Below are 17268 nucleotides of genomic sequence, written 5' to 3' on the forward strand. Positions count from 1 at the left end.
TCCCCGCGCCGACTATTGCCGCGCCATGTGCATCTTGGCCTCAGCGACGGGATCGGCGATCAGCTCACCCGACACATCGACCGTCGCGGCCTGAATCTTCCCGGTGAACTCGAACGGCGGCTGATAGAGCGCGGTGATAGGCGATCCGCCTCCACGCCCAACCAGGAAGCCGGCGCCGATGCCTAGGGCCAGCGGAATCGTCACCGGCAGCGCCTGTTCCGCCACCAGCTTGCGGTCCACATAGAGCTGGGCCTTACCCGCAGCGCCCTTGCCGTTCGCGAAGTCGGGCTTGCCTGTCGGCTCGAACTCGAACCGCAGCTCGTGCTCACCGGCCGGCAACTTGTCTGACGCCTGGACCACGAACTCCTGCGCGCCCAGGAAGTTGTAGACATAGGTCAGCCTGTCGTCCTTCACGAAGAGCGCGTAGCCGCCGATGCTGGTGCCCTGGGCGGCGATTACGCCTTCTGCGCCGCCGTCCGGGATCGTCACCTTGGCGGTGATGCTGTGCGGCCGGTTCAGCACTTTCACCGCAGCGTTCTCCGGCACCGGCGAGGTGCCTGGGAAGTAGGTGTAGCTCTGCCGGTCCTTGGCGATCTGCGGGCGCTCGTCGCCGAACCGCATGGTGCCGCGGCTGTCCAGCGGCAGGACGTCGTACTTGCCGGCTTCCACGTACCAGAGCGCGATCATCTCGATCAGCTTGGCCGGATTTTCCGCCGCGACGTTGGTTGTCTCGGACCAGTCCTTGGTCAGGTCATAGAGCTCCCAGCCATGCGCATCCAACTCTCGCAGCTTGTCCTCGGTCAGCGTCATGTCGCCGAAGCCCATGCCGGCCTCGACGAACGACGGGCCCGGCACCGGACAAACCGCCCTCCAGCCGTCGTGATAGAGCGAGCGGTGCCCGAACATCTCGAAGTACTGGGTGACGTGTTTGGTCGGTGCGGCGCCATCGTTCAGCGTATGGGCGAAGCTGACGCCCTGGATGGCGGACTGGGTGACGCCGCCGATCGTCTCTGGCGGTTCGACGCCCAGCGCATCCAGCACCGTCGGCACCATGTCGATGGCGTGAGCATAGGCATGCCGGATCTCGCCCTTGGCCTTCACACCCTTTGGCCAGTGGACGATGAACGGGTCCGAGACGCCGCCGCGATAGGTCTCCCGCTTCCAGCGGCGGAAGGGCGTATTGCCCGCATGGGTCCAGCCGAACGGATAGTGGTTGAAGTATTTCGGTCCGCCTAGGTCGTCGATCGCCTTGAGGTTGGCCTCCAACGAGTCCGGGAAGTTGTTGAAGAACAGGTTTTCGTTGACCGAGCCGTGCGGCCCGCCCTCCGCACTGGCCCCGTTGTCGGAGATCAACATGATCAAGGTGTTGTCCAGCTCGCCCATCGCCTCAAGGAAGGTCAGGATACGGCCCACATGGTGGTCCATGTGCTCGCAGAACCCAGCGAAGACCTCCATCATGCGCGCATAGAGCCGCCGCTCGTCGGCCGACAGGTCCGCCCACTGCTGGACGTCGGGATCGTGCCGCGACAGCTGAGTTCCCGGCGGGATGATGCCCATCTTCAGCTGCCGGGCGTGGGTGGCCTCCCGATAGGCGTCCCAACCGTCGTCGAACTTGCCCTTGTACTTGTCGGCCCATTCCTTCGGCGCGTGGTGCGGAGCGTGATTGGCGCCCGGCGCGAAGTACAGGAAGAACGGTTTGTCCGGCGCCACCTGCTTGGAGTCCGCGATGAACTCGATGGCCTTGTCGGCCAGGTCCTCGGTCAGGTGATAGCCCTCTTCCGGGGTCTTCGGCGGCTCGACTGTGTGATTGTCGTAGGTGAGCTCCGGATAGTACTGGTGGGTGTCGCCACTCAGGAACCCGTAGTAGCGCTCGAACCCGCGCCCAAGCGGCCAGCGGTCATAGGGGCCGGCGGCGCTGATCTGTTCGGACGGCGTCAGGTGCCACTTGCCGACGCAGTAGGTGTTGTATCCCTGCTGACGGAGGATCTCCGACAGGAAACCGTTCTCGAACGGGATCGCGCCATTGCCGCCCGGAAAGCCGGTCGAGCCTTCGGTGATGCAGCTCATGGCGTTTGAGTGGTGGTTGCGGCCATTGAGGATGCACGAGCGGCTGGGCGAACACAGGGCGGTGGTGTGCATGTTCGTGTAGCGAAGGCCATTGGCGGCCAGCCGGTCGATGTTCGGCGTATTGATGCCGCCGCCGAAGCAGCCGATCTGCCCAAAGCCGGTATCGTCGATGACGATGTAGAGCACGTTGGGGGCGCCCTCCTTCGCCCGCGCCGGCGCGGGCCAGTAGGGGTCCGATTCCTGGATCGTGCGGCCGATGCGGCCCGGGAAGGCGGTGCCCCACTTGTACTCGTTCAGGCCCATGGCTAGCTCCCTAAGAGCAGGCACACTGGAATGGCGCCTTCAGGGTGACGACCGGGGATTACCCTAACCCTCCTAGTGGGCGATGCCCCATCTGCATCAGACAAGTGCGCGCCGCAGCCCTTCGGTTTCGCTAGTTCAGACCAGCTGCAGGCCTTCCCACATGGCCAGCGACAGGGCGAAGGCGCGCATGTCGCCGGTGGTGGTCGGGGCCATCTTGTTCATGGCGTAGGCGAAGGTGGTCCGCGCATCCATGTCGATGATCACCAGCGAGCCGCCATAGCCGCCCCAGAAGATGGTGTTGGGATTGGGCAGCGGCACCGCGCCGCCGGCCAGCCCGAAGCCGAGGCCGAACCGGGCCGGATTTCCGAGGATCAGGTCCTGGCCCTCGACCTGCAGCTCCAGCGCCTTGCGGCAGCCGGCCTCGGAGAGAAAACGCTTGCCCTGGGCGACCCCGCCATTGGCCAGGATCGCATGGATCTGCGCCACCGAGCGGGCGTTGCCAGTTCCGCCGGCGGCCGGGATCTCTGCGCTGCGCCAGGCGCGGGTGCGGGTCTCGGCGACGTCGATCGGCGGGTTGTTCGCCATATTCTTCTGCAGCTCGGATTCCGAGCGGTCGGCGAGGGTCGCGCCGGGCGGCGGCGGGATCAGGTCGGCGACGCGGCCGTCCTCCGAGGCCGGCAGGCCGATGTGGAAGTCGGCGCCCAGGGGCTGCGCGATCTCCTCGCGGAACACCGTGCCCAGCGACTTGCCGGTAATGCGCCGGACCACCTCGCCGACCAGATAGCCCTGGGTCATGGCGTGATAGCCGGGCGCCGAGCCCGGCTCCCAGTAGGGCGCCTGGGCGGCCAGCAGCGAAGTGGCCTTCTCCCAGTCGTAGAGGTCCTCCTTGGCCATCGGCGCCTTCCACCCCGAGAGCCCCGACGAGTGGCTCATCAGGTGGCTGACCTTGACGTTCTCTTTCCCAGCCGCCGCGAACTCCGGCCAGTAGCGGGCGACCGGCGCATCGAAGTCGAGTTCGCCGCGGTCGGCGACCAGCAGGGCGGTCAGCGCGGTCATGGTCTTGGTGGTCGAATAGACGTTGACGATGGTGTCGCGCTCCCAGGGCCGGGTGCGGGCTTCGTCGGCCCAGCCGCCCCACAGGTCGACGACGGTCTCGCCTTCCAGCGTCGCGCAAAACGAAGCGCCGACATCGGCGCCGCTGGCCAGGTTGCGCTCGAACGAGGCCCTGACATCGGCAAACCTGTCGTGGGTGAAGCCGTCCGCGGTGTCCCGGGCCATGGGAGCCCTCCCTGCTGTTTTCACCACCCTAAGCCCAGGATGAACGGCTAGGCGAGCGCCTTGGCCAGCCGCGCCGCCCCGCCCGCCATCAGCCGGGCGGGGAATCCGGAGAAGCCGAGCATCAGGCCAGACCGCGGCGGCGCCTGGCGATAGAGCCGGCTGATGGCCCGCACGGTGACCCCGCCGGCGTCAGCGGCGGCCTCCGCCTCCAGGTCCGATCGCCCGCCCTTCAGATAGGCGATAAGGGTCATGCCCTGGTCGGGGACGTCGACTTCCAGCAGGTGTCCGAGCTCGGCGGTCAGGGCGCTGGCCAGGGCGTCGCGCTGGGCCTTGTAGGCGATGCGCCTGCGGCGAATGTGGGCGGCGAACTGACCTTCGCGCATGAAGTCCAGCACAATGGCCTGGGTCAGGGTCGGCGGCTGGCGATCCATCAGTTGGCGGGCGTTGGCGAAGGCGCCCATCAGCGGCCTGGGGACCACCGCGTAGCCCATGCGCAGGCCCGGGAAGAGCGCCTTGTTGAGGGTGCCGACATAGATCACCCGCTCGCCGCCATCGAGGCCCTGGAGCGACTCCAGCGGCGGGCCCGAATAGCGGAACTCCGAGGCGTAGTCGTCCTCGACGATCCAGGCGCCTGCCTCCCGCGCCCAGGCCAGCAGCTCCATGCGCCGGCCCATCGAGAGCGTGACCCCCAGCGGGTATTGGTGCGAGGGGGTGACGAACACCACCCGCGCATCGCCGGCCGCCTCGACGCCCGCCGAAACGATCAGCCCCAGGCGGTCCACCGGCGCGTGGAAGATATCGGCCTCGGCCGCCATCAGGGCATGGCGGGTGGCGGGGTAGCCCGGGTCCTCCATCCAGACCTTGTCGCCCGGCCGCAGCAGCACCCGCGCGGCGATGTCCACCGCATGCTGGGCGCCGGCGGTGACGATCACCTGGTCGGCCTCGCAGACCACCCCGCGGGCCGCGCACAGATAATCGGCGATCGCCCGGCGCAGCTCGATGTCGCCGCGCGGATCGGAATAGCCGAAGTGCACGGCGTCCAGGGTCCGCAGCGAACGCCGCGTTGAGCGCGACCAGGCGTCCTGCGCCCGGGCGTCGAGCAGGGTGCGGCCGGTGCTGAACAGACGCGGATCGGCCTGGGGCGAGGGGAAGATCATCTCGTCGAGATCGCGGGCGCGGGGCGGCACCAGCGGCGGGTCGGCCGGCGCGACCTCGGGCGCGGGCTTCAGCTCGGCCACGCCGGAGAGGTCGCTGGAGACATAGGTGCCCGATCCCGGCCGCCCGATCGCATAGCCCTCGGCCAGCAGCATGTCATAGGCGGCCACCACCGAGGCCCGCGCCACGCCCAGCCGACCGGCGAAGTCCCGGCTCGACGGCAGGCGTTCGCCCGGCTTCAGCGCCGCCTGCATGATCGCCGCGCGCACCTGGTCGTAGATCTGGCGGATCACCGGCTCGCCAGCCTCCGGACTGCGCCAGGGATAGACTTCAGCCCAACTCATCAGACCACTCTCTTCGGAAGTGGTCTGACCAATTAGCCGATATTGGACCGCAATGACAGTCCGGATACGCGGTAGTCAGGGCCCCGAAAGGAGTCCCCCGCCATGTCCAGCTCCAGCCTCTCGCGCCGCGTTCGCGGCCTGGCCGCCAAGGCCGCCGCCTATGCCTGCGCCGGAGCCGGCGTGGTGCTCGCGGCCCCTACCATTCCAGTCCCCGCCCCTGTGCAGGTGCTGATCGAGACCCTGGTCGTCAACCCGCCCGCGCCCGTCGAGGTCGCGCGCCTGGAGCCCAAGCCATGAGCGAGTCCTTCGTCCCCTCCGCCCGCTCGCGGGTCCGGCGCAAGCCCGACCGCGCCAGCCATGACGAGGCCGAGGTGTTCGAGATCCTCGACGCCGGGGTGCTCTGCCACCTCGCCTACGTCATCGACGGCCAGCCGTTCGTCACCCCGACCACCTACTGGCGCGAGGGACGCAAGCTCTATTGGCACGGCTCGGCGGCCAGCCGGATGCTCCGGACCCAGGCCGGCGGCCTGCCCGTCTGCCTGACCGTCAGCCATGTGGACGGGCTGGTGCTGGCGCGCTCCGGCATCGCCCACTCGATGAACTACCGCTCGGTGATGGCCTTCGGCCGCGCCCGGATGATCGAGGGTCTGGAGGCGCGCCGCGCGGCGATGAGCGCCTTCATCGACCGCCTCTACCCGGACCGCTCGGCCGAACTGCGGCCGGCCTCGGATCAGGAGATCGCCCAGGTGGCGCTGATGGAGATGACCATCGAGGAGGCCAGCGCCAAGCGCCGCGACGCCGGGGTCGGCCGTATGGAGGCGGACGAGGGTTGGGACGCGTGGAGCGGCGTCATTCCGATCACCACCCGCATCGGCGCGCCCATGGCCGATGCGGTGCAGAGCGCCGGCGCGCCGCCGTCCAGAAGCCTGACGAGCTACGAACCCGGTGCGCGGCTCGACGACGTGCTGACGGCGGCGGCGAGGGGCTAGGCGATATCGGCGGGTTCCTGCGGTTTCCGGCAGAAAACCTGCCGCTGCCCCCGCTATCGGCAGCCCAGGACCGCCCTCTCAGGGGGTTGCCGATAGGCCATCGGCAAATCCGGGGGTTATCGGCGCGATCGCGCGCCGCACTGCCGACCGCGCCTGGGCGCTAGTTCGGCTTGCCAGTCTCGACATAGGCCTTGAGCCGGCCGACCTGCTCGCCCAGCATGAGGTCCACCGGCTTGGCCCAGGTCTGCGCCAGGCCGTCCTTGGCATAGCCGCCGACATCGTAGGTGAGGGTCAGCCGGCTCTTGTTCGGGTCGGCGACCTTCTCGATCTGGAGGCCCATGTGGCCCGAGGCCCCGGTGGTGGCCAGCGGCCCCAACCCGCCGAACATCCGCAGGGTCGAAGCGTCGGAATAGACCACGGTCATGTGCCGAACCTGGCCGTCCTTCAGCTTCTCGCAGAAGCAGCCGGTCGCATCGATGCTGAGGTTGGCGGCGTCGCCCGAATAGGTGTGCTGGCTGCTCCACCAGCGGCCGATCTGGCCCAGGGCTTCGCGCGTCTTGGCCGGCGGCGCGGCGATCTCCACCACCTGCCGGACCTGAAATCCGGCCGGTCCCTGGTCGGTGACTTCGGCATTCGCCGCGCCCGCCAGCAGGCTCGCTGCGGCGGCGATATTCAGCACTTTCATGGTCTTAGCCTCCCTAAGCCTTTTCGAAGCTTAGCGGGCCTCCCCAGAAAGTCTCAATCAGCATGTTCTGCGCCCCGGGCCGGCCGGTGGTCAGGAAGCGCCGCGTCCCGCCCTCGCCGGTGCGGTAGTCGGGGTGCTTGGCGAGATAGCCTTCCAGGGCGTCGGCAGTGGCCAGCGGCTGATGGATCAGCGGCGTGCCAGGCTTCAGCGCCGCGCGGAAGATGTCGGCGATGATCTCATAGTGGGTGCAGCCGAGGATCGCCCGGTCCGGCGCGCGGCCGACCCGCGATGTCACCGCCGCGACATGGGCCTCGACCGCCGTGGCCAGCTCCACCGCCCCGGCGCCGTCCTCGATCATGCGGGCCAGTTCCGGGCAGGGCTCGGCGAACACCGCCACGTCCTGGCGGCGCTTGTCGATCTCGATCTCGTAGACCCGCGAGGTCGCCGTCGCCGGTGTGCAGAACACCGCCAGGATGTCGAGCTTCTCGACCTTGTCGCCGCGGCGCTCGGCCTCGTGCTCCCAGGGCAGGCCGGTGGCCGCCTCGATGGTCGGGACGATGATGCCCAGCACGTTGACCGGGCGGCCCAACGCCTTGCGATAGCCGGGAAGCCAGGTCTGCTGCAGCCGTCGCAGGGCGATGGCCGAGGCGGTGTTGCAGGCCAGGACCACCAGGTCGCAGCCCATCTCGAACAACCGCACGCAGCCGGCCTTGGTCAGCTCGACGATCTCCTCGCCGCTCCGCCCGCCGTACGGCGCATTGGCCTGATCGGCCAGATAGATGAAGTCGGCGGCCGGCAGCCGCTGCACGAGGGCGCGATGCACGGAGAGCCCGCCCACGCCGGAATCGAAGACGCCAATGGCCATGCCCAGGATGTAACCGCAGCCGCGTTTGGCGTCCATGCGCCCGGTTCGGCGAACCTCGACATTTCAAATTGACACCATTGTCAGGCTGACATATTTGTCAGTTCAAGCGTTGCTTTGTGGTTGCGTATTTCTCTTTTGCGGACGGTCCAGTCGCGGGGCCGCCCGTCTTTTTGTGTCGCGACGACGCCAAACACCGAGATTTTTCAAAGCCATGGCTCTCCCCGCCCGCGCCTCCGACTCCCTCCATTCCGAGGTCATCCCGAATTCCACCTGGCAGATCGGCGTCGACGTCGACCTGGCCACCGCGCTCGCCCTGTCGCGTGCGGCCACCCGCGCCCTGCTCGAACTGTCGCCCCTGGCCCACCGCGAGATCACCGCGGCGCTGGAGCACGAGATCGACATCCTAGAGCGCCAGAGCGACCCGCTGTCCGTCGCCGCCGCCAATGCGGTGCGTCAGTACCTGCCTGAGGCCGCCTGACTTCCCGTCGTCCCATGCGGGTCAATCTTGAGGCCCGGGCCGCCGCCGCAGAGCAGCGCAAGGCGCAGACGCGTGAGCGCCTGCTCGAGGCGGCCATCGCCGTAATCGGCGACAAGGGACCCGACGCCTGCTCGATCGAGGACTTCGTGGCCGCCGCCGACGTCTCGCGCGGGACCTTCTACAACTACTTCCCGACTGCGGAGGACCTGCTCCGCGCGGTCCGGCTGAAAATTACCCTCGACGTGGCCGGGGTGCTCGATGCGGTGCTGCCCCCAAGCATGCCGCCCGCCGAGCGCCTGGCGACGCGCCTGCACAGCTACGTGGCCTCGGTGCTGCACGACCCGGCCTGGGGCTGGGTGATGTTGCGTCTGGACAGTTCGCGCCTGCAGCGGACGCCCGATCTCGAGACCAACCTCGACAAGATGTATCTGGAAGGCGTCGCCCTCGGCGAGTTCCGGCAGATGGACATTCCCAGCGTCCGCACCCTGGTGTTCGGCACGGTGCGCATGCTCCAGCGCGACATCCTGCTGGGCCCTTGCGAGGCTGACCATCCGGTGCAGGTGGTGGCGGCGGTGCTGTACGCTCTCGGCATATCGCCTGAACGGGCCGATCAGATCAGCCGCGAGGCCCAACGCCTCGCCGAAGAGATCCGTCAGAGCCGCCGCAGCGGCCTGACGTCACATTACAAGCCCGTCATGTGACGTCAGGAAAACTTGACCTTAAGGTCCGCGAACCTTGATCAAGTTTCCTGGAGACCTCATGAAAAGGCGCACGTTCCTCGCCGCTTCCGGCGCGCTTGCCGCTGCTTCTGCTCTGCCAGCCGCAGCCTTTGCGCAAGCCGCCTCAGCCAGCGCGGTCACCGCGGCCTGGACCGGCCCCTTCGGCGGGGTCCCCGCTTTCGACAAGGTCAAGGTCGCCGACTTCCCGGCCGCCTTCGACCTGGCCATGAAGACCGAGCGCGCGGAGATCGACGCGATCGCGAACAACCCCTCGCCGCCCGATTTCGACAACACCATCGCCGCGCTCGAACGCTCCGGCGACCTGATGAACCGGGTCGGCACGATCGGCGGCGTCTGGTCCTCCACCCTTTCGACGCCCGAGTTGCGCGCCCAGGAAAAGATCCTGAACCCGAAGCTGTCCGCGCACAGCGACGAAACCCTGCAGAACGAGAAGCTCTTCAAGCGGATCGAGGCGGTCTACAACGACCGCGCCAAGCAGACGCCGGAGCAGCAACGCCTGACCTGGCTCTACTGGAACCGCTTCGTCCGCGCCGGCGCCAAGCTGTCGCCTGAGGCCAAGAAGCGCGTCGCCCAGATCAACCAGGAACTGGCCGCCCTCTTCACCAGCTTCAGCCAGAACCTGTTGGCCGACGAGACCGACTACGTCCTCTATCTGCGCACCGAGAGCGAGTTGGCCGGCCTGCCCGACGACGTCCGCGCCGCCGCGGCCGCCGCCGCCGAGGAGCGCGGCCAGAAGGGCCAGTGGGCGATCCTCAACACCCGCTCGTCGATGGATCCCTTCCTGACCTATTCGACCCGCCGCGACCTGCGCGAGAAGGTCTGGCGCACCTACTACAGCCGCTGCGATAACGGCGACGCCAAGGACAACAACGCCAACATCAAGAAGATCCTGAAGCTGCGCTACGAGCGCGCGCAGCTGCTCGGCTATCCGACCCACGCCCACTGGCGGCTTGAGAACGCCATGGCCAAGACGCCGGACGCGGCCATGGAGCTTATGACCCGCGTGTGGCCCTCGGCCATCGCCCGGGTCAAGGAAGAGGTCGCCGAGATGCAGGCGATCGCCGATAAGGAACGGACGGGCATCAAGATCGAGCCCTGGGACTACCGCTTCTACGCCGAGAAAGTCCGCGCCGCGCGCTACGACCTCGATATGAACCAGGTGAAGCCGTACATGCAGCTGGAGAAGCTGCGCGAGGGCATGTTCTGGGCCGCCGGCCAGGTCTACGGCTTCGAGTTCACGCCGGTCACCGACGTGCCGGTCGCCCATCCCGACATCCGCGTCTGGGAAGTGAAGCGCGGCGGCCAGCATGTGGGCCTGTGGTACTTCGACCCCTACGCCCGCACGGGCAAGCGCTCGGGCGCCTGGATGAACGCCTATCGCACCCAGGAAAAGTTCGCGGGGCCGATCACCACGATCGTCTCGAACAACTCCAACTTCGTGAAGGGCGCGCCCGGGGAACCGGTGCTGATCTCCTGGGACGACGCCGAGACCATGTTCCACGAGTTCGGCCACGCCATCCACGGCCTGAACTCCAACGTGAACTATCCCTCGCTGGCCGGCACCGCCGTGCCGCGCGACTACGTCGAGTTCCCCAGCCAGATCAACGAGCACTGGCTGCCGACCAAGGAAGTGCTGGCCAAGTACGCCCTGCACCACAAGACCGGCGCCCCGATCCCTCAGGCCCTGGTCGACAAGCTTGAGAAGGCCAAGACCTTCCGTCAGGGCTTCGACGTCACCGAGTACCTGTCCTCGGCCCTGATCGACATGAAGCTGCACCTGGCCGGCGGCGCCGACATCGACCCCGACGCCTTCGAGCGCGACGAGCTGACCAAGCTCGGCATGCCGAGCGAACTGGTCATGCGCCACCGCACCCCGCAGTTCGGCCACGTCTTCTCGTCGGACGGCTATTCGGCCGGCTACTACAGCTATCTCTGGTCGGAGACCCTGGCCCTCGACGTCGTCGACGCCTTCGAGCACTCGCCCGGCGGCATGTACGACAAGGCCATGGCCAAGAAGCTGCACGACAACGTCATGGCGGTCGGCAATTCCATAGATCCGGCGATCGCCTACCACACCCTGATGGGCCGCGACGTCGACGTGAAAGCCTACCTCCGCGACAAGGGCTTCCCGACCGCGTGAGGTCCCATGGCGTCATCCCGGTTTCGGCTTTCCGGCCGGAGACCGGGATGACACCCTAGGACGCCGAGACAATTGGTCATTGGCGTCGGCGGCGGGCCGTTTGGAACCCGCCGCGAAGGGGCGCATTCTTCCGGCACAGCTTGTTTGGCTCCCCGTCCGGGGCGCCGCGAACCCGTGCCAGGAATCCCGTCCATGCGCTCCGCTACCGTCACCGCCGCCCTCCTGGCCGCCAGCCTGGCCCTCCCTGCCACAGCGAGCGCCCAAGGCAGCCCGCTCTCATCGATCTTCGGTTGCGACGCCGGCGGCAGTAAGCAGGCCGGCGGCGCCGTCATCGGCGGCCTGGTCGGCGGCGTGATCGGCAGCAACCTCGCCAAGAACGAGCGCACCCTGGGCACGGTGCTGGGCGCCGCAGCCGGCGCGGCCACTGGCTCCTACATCGGCTGCCGGATGCAGCGCAGCGACCAGGCCAAGGCCCAGGCCGCCACCCAGTACGCCCTCGACCGCGGCGGCGCGCAATCCTGGTCCAACCCGGAGACCGGCGCCTCGGGCGACGTCCGGGTGGTCTCGACCACCAATGGCGGCGGCGGCCAGCCGGTGTCGCTCGGCGGCCTACGCTTCGCCAGCGGCGTCGAGCCGGCCGGCTCCTTCCAGGCGGTCTCCGGCCGCTACATCGCCCCCAAGACCGCCAACATCCGCGGCACGCCGTCCACTTCGGGCCAGATCGTCGGCCGCCTGAACGCCGGCCAGAGCTTCGACGCCCTGGCCCGCGTCAGCGGCACCCGGTGGCTGCTGGCCGGCCGTGACGGCAAGGCGATCGGCTATGTCTCCGACTCCGTCGTCCGCGCGGCCTCCAGCGGCCAATACGCCGGCAACTCCGTCTGCCGCACCTTCGACCAGACCATCCGCACCCAGAACGGCGCCCCGCAGACCGACCGCTACACCGCCTGCAAAGGCGCCGACGGCCAGTGGGTGGTGCAGAGCTAGTCGCTTAGATCCTCCGCTACTGGGGGAGGTGGATCGATGCCCGGCATCGAGACGGAGGGGGACCGCAGCTCACTGGAGTCAAAGTCCCCCTCAGTCAGCCGTCGGCTGACGGCTCCCCCAGTAGGGGAGCATCTGGGGCTCGCCAGACCGCCCCCGCCTTCAAATCCTTGACCTAATCCGTCCACAGGCGCATAAGCGCGCCCTTCCGGCGCCAACTTTCCAGCGCCCTCCACCGCCACGACCCCCATCACCATATGGGACGAGGGCGGCGAGGACCCCCGTCGACGTGATCGTCCACGGGGGCTGGTTGCGTTTGGGCCATAGGAGTTGAACTTGTTCGACGCACTTACAGATCGGCTATCGGGAGTCTTCGACCGCCTGTCCGGGCGGGGCGTGCTCTCCGAAAAGGACATCGACGAAGCCCTGCGCGAGGTGCGGGTCGCCCTGCTTGAGGCCGACGTCGCCCTGCCGGTCGTGCGCGAGTTCATCGCCAAGGCCAAGGAACGGGCCGCCGGCGAAGAGGTGATCCGCTCGATCCGCCCCGCCGACCAGGTGGTGAAGATCACCTATGACGGCCTAGTCGAGATGCTGGGCGGCGACGAGGCCGAGGGGCTGAACCTCGCGCTCAACCCGCCGACCGTGATCCTGATGGCCGGCCTGCAGGGCTCGGGTAAGACCACCACCGCCGGCAAGCTGGCCCTCAAGCTGGTCAAGGACCGCAAGAAGGTCCTGCTGGCCTCGCTCGACACCCGCCGCCCGGCCGCCATGGAGCAGCTGGCGCTGCTGGCGACCCAGGCCGGCGTCGAGAGCCTGCCGATCGTCGCCGGCCAGTCGGCGCCCGATATCGCTCGCCGGGCCATGTCCGCGGCCAAGCTGCAGGGCTACGACGTCCTCATCCTCGACACCGCCGGCCGCACCACCATCGACGAGGCGATGATGGCCGAGGCGGCTGAGATCGCGAAGATCTCTAGCCCGGCCGAAACCTTGCTGGTCGCCGACAGCCTGACCGGCCAGGACGCGGTGCGCACCGCCAAGGCGTTCCATGAGCGCCTGCCGCTGACCGGCCTGGTCCTGACCCGAGCGGACGGCGACGGCCGCGGCGGCGCGGCGCTGTCGATGCGGGCCGTCACCGGCCTGCCGATCAAGTTCCTTGGCGTCTCGGAGAAGATCGAGGGCCTCGACGCCTTCGACGCCCGCCGCGTGGCCGGCCGCATCCTGGGCCAGGGCGACGTCGTGGCGCTGGTCGAGAAGGCCGCCCAGGACCTGGACATCGCCAAGACCGAGGCGATGGCCAAAAAGCTGGCCAAGGGCCAGTTCGACCTCGACATGATGGCCGAGCAGTTCGGCCAGATGAAGCGGATGGGCGGCATGGAAGGCCTGATGGGCCTGCTGCCGGGCGTCCAGAAGGTCAAGAAGCAGCTCTCGGAAGCCAATGTCTCCGACAAGATGATCGACCGCCAGATGGCGATCATTACCTCGATGACCAAGGCCGAGCGCAAGAAGCCCGACATTCTGCAGGCCTCGCGCAAGCGCCGCATCGCGGCCGGCGCCGGGGTCGATGTGGCCGAGATCAACCGCCTGCTGAAGCAGCATCGTCAGATGGCCGACGCCTTCAAGATGATGAGCCGCGACGGCGGCAAGGGCTTCGCCCGCATGGCCGGCATGATGGGCGGCGGCGGCATGGACCGTCTCAAGGCCCTGGGCGGCGGCAAGATGCCCGCGCCCGATCCCAAGCAACTGGAAGAACTCGGCAAGCTGGCCAGCCAGGGGGGCGGATTGCCCGGCCTCGGCTCCGGCGCCCCGAAGCTTCCCGGCCTCGGCGGCCTGCCGCCGGGCTTCAACCCCTTCAAAAAATCCTAGAGCCTACAAAGGACTAACCCATGCTCAAGATTCGTCTCGCCCGTGGCGGCGCCAAGAAGCGCCCCTACTACAACATCGTCGTCGCCGACTCGCACTCGCCGCGCGACGGCCGCTTCATCGAGAAGGTCGGCGCCTACAACCCGATGCTCAAGAAGGACGACCCGCAGCGCGTGACGCTGAAGGTCGAGTCCATCCAGGCGTGGCTCCAGAAGGGCGCCCAGCCGACCGACCGCGTCGCTCGTTTCCTGGCCAACGAAGGCCTGGTGAAGTGGGAAGCCGGCAACAACCCGAAGAAGGCCGAGCCGGGCCAGAAGGCCAAGGAACGCGCTGAAGAGCGCGCTCAGCGCGAAGCCGACCGCGCCGCCGCGGCCGCTGAAGCCGCTGCTCAGCCGGCTCCGGAACCGGAACCCGTCGCCGAAGAAGCCCCGGCTGCCGAAGCTCCCGCTGCTGAAGCTCCTGCCGCTGAAGAGGCCCCCGCCGCCGAAGAAGCTGCTCCGGCTGCTGAAGAAGCCCCGGCCGCCGAGGCCGACGCCGACAAGACCGAAGGCTAAGACCACGTCCGCTCTCTCCGGCCTGCGCCGGGGGGAGCGGTTCTGGTTCGACCGACATGGGCGACGAGACGCGCAACTTGATTTTCGTCGCCCAGGTCGGCGCGGCTCACGGGGTTCGAGGCGAGGTGAAGATCACCACCTTCACCGCCGATCCGATGGCCCTGGCCGGCTACAAGACCCTGCTGCGGCAGGATGGCTCCCCCGCGCCGATCATCGCGTCGGCCCGGCCGACCAAGGGCGGGATCGTCGCCCGCCTCAGGGGCGCGGACGACCGCAACGCAGCCGAGGCCCTGCGCGGCCTCAAGCTCTACATTCTTCGCGACAGCCTGCCCGAGCCGGAGGAAGACGAGTTCTATCTCGCCGACCTCATCGGGCTGCGCGTCGAGACCGCCGCCGGCGAGCTGCTGGGCACGGTCAAGGCGGTCCAGGACTTCGGAGCCGGCGACCTTCTGGAAATTCAGCCCAAGGCCGGCGCCAGCTGGTGGCTGCCCTTCACCCGCGAGGCGGTCCCGGAAGTGCGGATCGCCGAAGGAAAGCTGATCGCCGCCCCGCCGGCGGTGATCGAAGCCGATCCCAATGAGGGTCGCGAGGAGCCCTGATCTCTCTCGGACTCAGCCCCGCGCCGCCAGCACCGCGTCGCGCTGTCGGCTCAGCTCGGCGCGCACCCTAGCCATCAGCGCCTTCAGCGCCGGCTCGTCGCGAAGCACGGCCAGATTGGGCTGCTGCTCGATCCAGAGGCTCTCGTCCCAGAGAAACCCTGCCCGCCAGCCACCCTGGTAGGCGATTTCCAGCTGGGCGATCGCCTCGGCCGGCTTGCCCAGCTCGGCAAACACTTTCGCGCGGGCGATCAGATGGTCGTTGGGCGAGCGTTGGCTGGGTGTCGGCGCGGTGACTTTCAGGATCGCATCGAGCACACGCCTGGCCTGGGGGCGGTCGCCGGCCTTGTTGAGCGCGTGGGCAGCGACCGCGGGCATGGCCAGGTCCAGGGTGGTTACCGCCGGCTCCGGCGAGAAGATGTCGGGACGCAGGCCCTTCAGCGCCGCGATCGCCTCGGCATACTTGCCGACCATCACCGAGGCCTGGAAGATCACCGTGGGCCAGAACGGCTCGTCATCCTTGGCGGCCATGGCCTTGCCGTACGCCAGCATGCCGTCCCAATCGCCATGGTTGGCCAGGATGCCGGCCTCGCCAAGCTCCTTGCCGGGTGATTCCTTGATCGCGCGGGAGACCGCATCGGCGTCGTCGCGCAGGCCCAGGTTCATGTAGACCCACGAGGTCTGGAACGACATGAACGGGTCGCTGCCGTCGGCGATCGCCTTCAGCCAGGGCTCGGCCAGGTCGAACCGTCCCTTTTCCGCCAGCACCATCGCCAATTCGAACTTGGCCTGCTCGTAGTCCGGATAGAGCGTGGTGGCTGAATGGAACTGGGCCTGGGCTTCGTCCAGCTTGCCCACCCTCATCAGGGCCTTGCCGAGGGTCATGATCGTCGAACGGTTCAACGGATCGAGAGCCAGCGCCTTGCGCCCATAGATCACCGCCTGATCCGACTTGTTGAGGTCGTTCAGCCGCGCGGCCTGGGTGCTCAGGGCCTCTGGCTTGTTGGGCGCCAGCTTCAAGGTCTGGGCGATGGCCTCGTCGAAGGCCTTCTCATACTGCGGCCCGCCGACCCGGATGCTCAGCACCCGGGCGATCATCGCCTTGGCCAACCAGACATCCGGCGACTTGGGATCGAGCTGCACCGCACGATCGATGGCGCCCTGCGCCACCCGCCCGGCCTCTCCGATGTCCATCCCCAGCCCCTGCTGGGCCAGCACCATGGTCGCCTGGGCGTAGCCGGCGAAGGCCGCGGCGTTGCGCGGTTCCAGCTCCATCAGCTTCTCGAAGCCGGCCCGCGCCGCCTTCAGCGATTCCGGATCCTGTTTGCGCAGTTGCGCCTTCGACGTCAGGGCCAGGGCGTAAGCGGCTGGGTCCCGCTCAGCGGGCTGCGGTGTGCGATCGCCCAGGGCCAGCTCGACCTTCATCGCTTCGGCCACCGCCTCGCCGATCTCGGTCTGCAGGGCCAGGGCGTCGACCATGGCCCGGTCATAGGTCTCCGACCACAGGTGGAAGCCATCCTTGCAGGCGATGAGCTGACAGGTGACCCGCAGGCGTTCGCCCTCGCGACGGACGCTGCCCTCGACCACGTTGGCCACGCCCAGTTTCTTGCCGACCTCGCGAAGGTCCTCGTTCTTGCCCTTGAAGTAGAAGCTGGAGGTTCGGCCCGCGACCTTCAGCTCCGGTGACTGCGCCAGGCTGTTGATCACCTCCTCGGTCAGGCCGTCGGCGAAGAACTCCGCGTCGGCGCCGGGGTTGAAGCTGGCGAAGGGCAGCACCGCCACCGACTTCTCGGGCGGCCCGCCGCCCAGGAGCCGCAGCGGCCCGCCCCGGAACGCACCGCTCATCTGCGCCGCGGTCACCCCCAGCACCAGGCCCACGCCGCCCAGCAGCAGCACGTCCAGCCGGGTGACGCCGCTCTTGGGCGCCTCGCCCTCCGGCGCCTGGGTGCGGGTGATCGCGCCGTCCGGCGCACGCTCGAACGCCCAGGCGATGATCATGGCGATGGGCAGGCCCAACGCCAGGATGATCAGCACCAGCGGCGAGGTCCATTTGGGAAAGCTGAGGGTCTCGAAGATCGTCTTGGCGACCTGGAAAATAGCCCAGGCGGTCACCGTGTAGACCGCGGCCACACGGATGACGTTTCGACGCTTCAACTCACTGAGGAACTGTCCGAACACTCGCACGCCCCCTTGAGGAAGCGGCGAGCGTAACAGTCAAAAAGCAAAGGCGGCA

General features: G+C 68.2%; 15 protein-coding genes. 9 read left to right on the forward strand and 6 right to left on the reverse strand.

Features of this window, described 5'->3' with window-relative positions:
• Window positions 1–12: 12 nt before the first annotated feature.
• From AC1DQJ_RS17650 to pdxR, 3 genes are all read right to left on the reverse strand, one after another.
• A complete protein-coding gene (locus AC1DQJ_RS17650; protein ID WP_477605669.1) occupies window positions 13–2370 on the reverse strand; it encodes an arylsulfatase in 2358 nt (785 codons plus the stop codon).
• A 135-nt stretch (window positions 2371–2505) separates the two neighbouring features.
• Window positions 2506–3648: a serine hydrolase domain-containing protein gene (locus tag AC1DQJ_RS17655; RefSeq protein WP_477605671.1), complete on the reverse strand. Its 1143-nt coding sequence runs from the start codon at window positions 3646–3648 to the stop codon at window positions 2506–2508.
• Between the two features lie 47 nt (window positions 3649–3695).
• Window positions 3696–5147, reverse strand: coding sequence for a MocR-like pyridoxine biosynthesis transcription factor PdxR (gene pdxR, locus AC1DQJ_RS17660; RefSeq protein WP_477605673.1), 1452 nt, complete (start codon window positions 5145–5147; stop codon window positions 3696–3698).
• A gap of 102 nt (window positions 5148–5249) precedes the next feature.
• Here pdxR and AC1DQJ_RS17665 point away from each other — a divergent pair, with 102 nt between their 5' ends.
• The gene (locus AC1DQJ_RS17665) at window positions 5250–5444 is read left to right on the forward strand and encodes a hypothetical protein (protein WP_477605675.1); all 195 of its coding nucleotides are present in this window, start codon (window positions 5250–5252) and stop codon (window positions 5442–5444) included.
• Window positions 5441–6136 (forward strand): pyridoxamine 5'-phosphate oxidase family protein, encoded by a 696-nt coding sequence (locus tag AC1DQJ_RS17670; RefSeq protein ID WP_477605677.1) that lies wholly within the window; start codon window positions 5441–5443, stop codon window positions 6134–6136. Before AC1DQJ_RS17665 ends, AC1DQJ_RS17670 begins: the two co-directional genes overlap by 4 nt.
• A 160-nt stretch (window positions 6137–6296) precedes the next feature.
• On the opposite strand, the gene AC1DQJ_RS17675 is transcribed toward AC1DQJ_RS17670, so the two are convergent.
• Window positions 6297–6821, reverse strand: coding sequence for an SRPBCC family protein (locus tag AC1DQJ_RS17675; protein WP_477605679.1), 525 nt, complete (start codon window positions 6819–6821; stop codon window positions 6297–6299).
• Between the two features lie 13 nt (window positions 6822–6834).
• Complete coding sequence (locus AC1DQJ_RS17680; protein ID WP_477605750.1) at window positions 6835–7686, reverse strand: glutamate racemase; 852 nt, start codon at window positions 7684–7686, stop codon at window positions 6835–6837.
• Window positions 7687–7897: 211 nt separating this feature from the next.
• Here AC1DQJ_RS17680 and AC1DQJ_RS17685 point away from each other — a divergent pair, with 211 nt between their 5' ends.
• The 7 genes from AC1DQJ_RS17685 (at window position 7898) to rimM (ending at window position 15038) form a co-directional block, all read left to right on the forward strand.
• Complete coding sequence (locus tag AC1DQJ_RS17685) at window positions 7898–8164, forward strand: hypothetical protein (protein WP_477605681.1); 267 nt, start codon at window positions 7898–7900, stop codon at window positions 8162–8164.
• 14 nt (window positions 8165–8178) lie between these two features.
• A complete protein-coding gene (locus tag AC1DQJ_RS17690) occupies window positions 8179–8865 on the forward strand; it encodes a TetR/AcrR family transcriptional regulator (protein ID WP_477605683.1) in 687 nt (228 codons plus the stop codon).
• Window positions 8866–8923: 58 nt separating this feature from the next.
• Complete coding sequence (locus tag AC1DQJ_RS17695) at window positions 8924–11044, forward strand: M3 family metallopeptidase (protein WP_477605685.1); 2121 nt, start codon at window positions 8924–8926, stop codon at window positions 11042–11044.
• A 192-nt stretch (window positions 11045–11236) separates the two neighbouring features.
• On the forward strand, window positions 11237–12028 hold the full coding sequence (locus AC1DQJ_RS17700) for a glycine zipper 2TM domain-containing protein (protein ID WP_477605687.1): 792 nt from the start codon (window positions 11237–11239) through the stop codon (window positions 12026–12028).
• A gap of 333 nt (window positions 12029–12361) precedes the next feature.
• On the forward strand, window positions 12362–13888 hold the full coding sequence (gene ffh / locus AC1DQJ_RS17705) for a signal recognition particle protein (protein ID WP_477605689.1): 1527 nt from the start codon (window positions 12362–12364) through the stop codon (window positions 13886–13888).
• A gap of 20 nt (window positions 13889–13908) precedes the next feature.
• Window positions 13909–14439, forward strand: coding sequence for a 30S ribosomal protein S16 (rpsP, locus tag AC1DQJ_RS17710; RefSeq protein ID WP_477605691.1), 531 nt, complete (start codon window positions 13909–13911; stop codon window positions 14437–14439).
• 56 nt (window positions 14440–14495) lie between these two features.
• A complete protein-coding gene (gene rimM / locus AC1DQJ_RS17715) occupies window positions 14496–15038 on the forward strand; it encodes a ribosome maturation factor RimM (RefSeq protein ID WP_477605693.1) in 543 nt (180 codons plus the stop codon).
• A 12-nt stretch (window positions 15039–15050) separates the two neighbouring features.
• Here the strand turns inward: rimM and AC1DQJ_RS17720 are convergent, their stop codons facing one another.
• A complete protein-coding gene (locus AC1DQJ_RS17720) occupies window positions 15051–17219 on the reverse strand; it encodes a tetratricopeptide repeat protein (protein ID WP_477605695.1) in 2169 nt (722 codons plus the stop codon).
• Window positions 17220–17268 lie beyond the last annotated feature (49 nt).

This window comes from Phenylobacterium sp. P4_E10 (genome assembly GCF_056401675.1).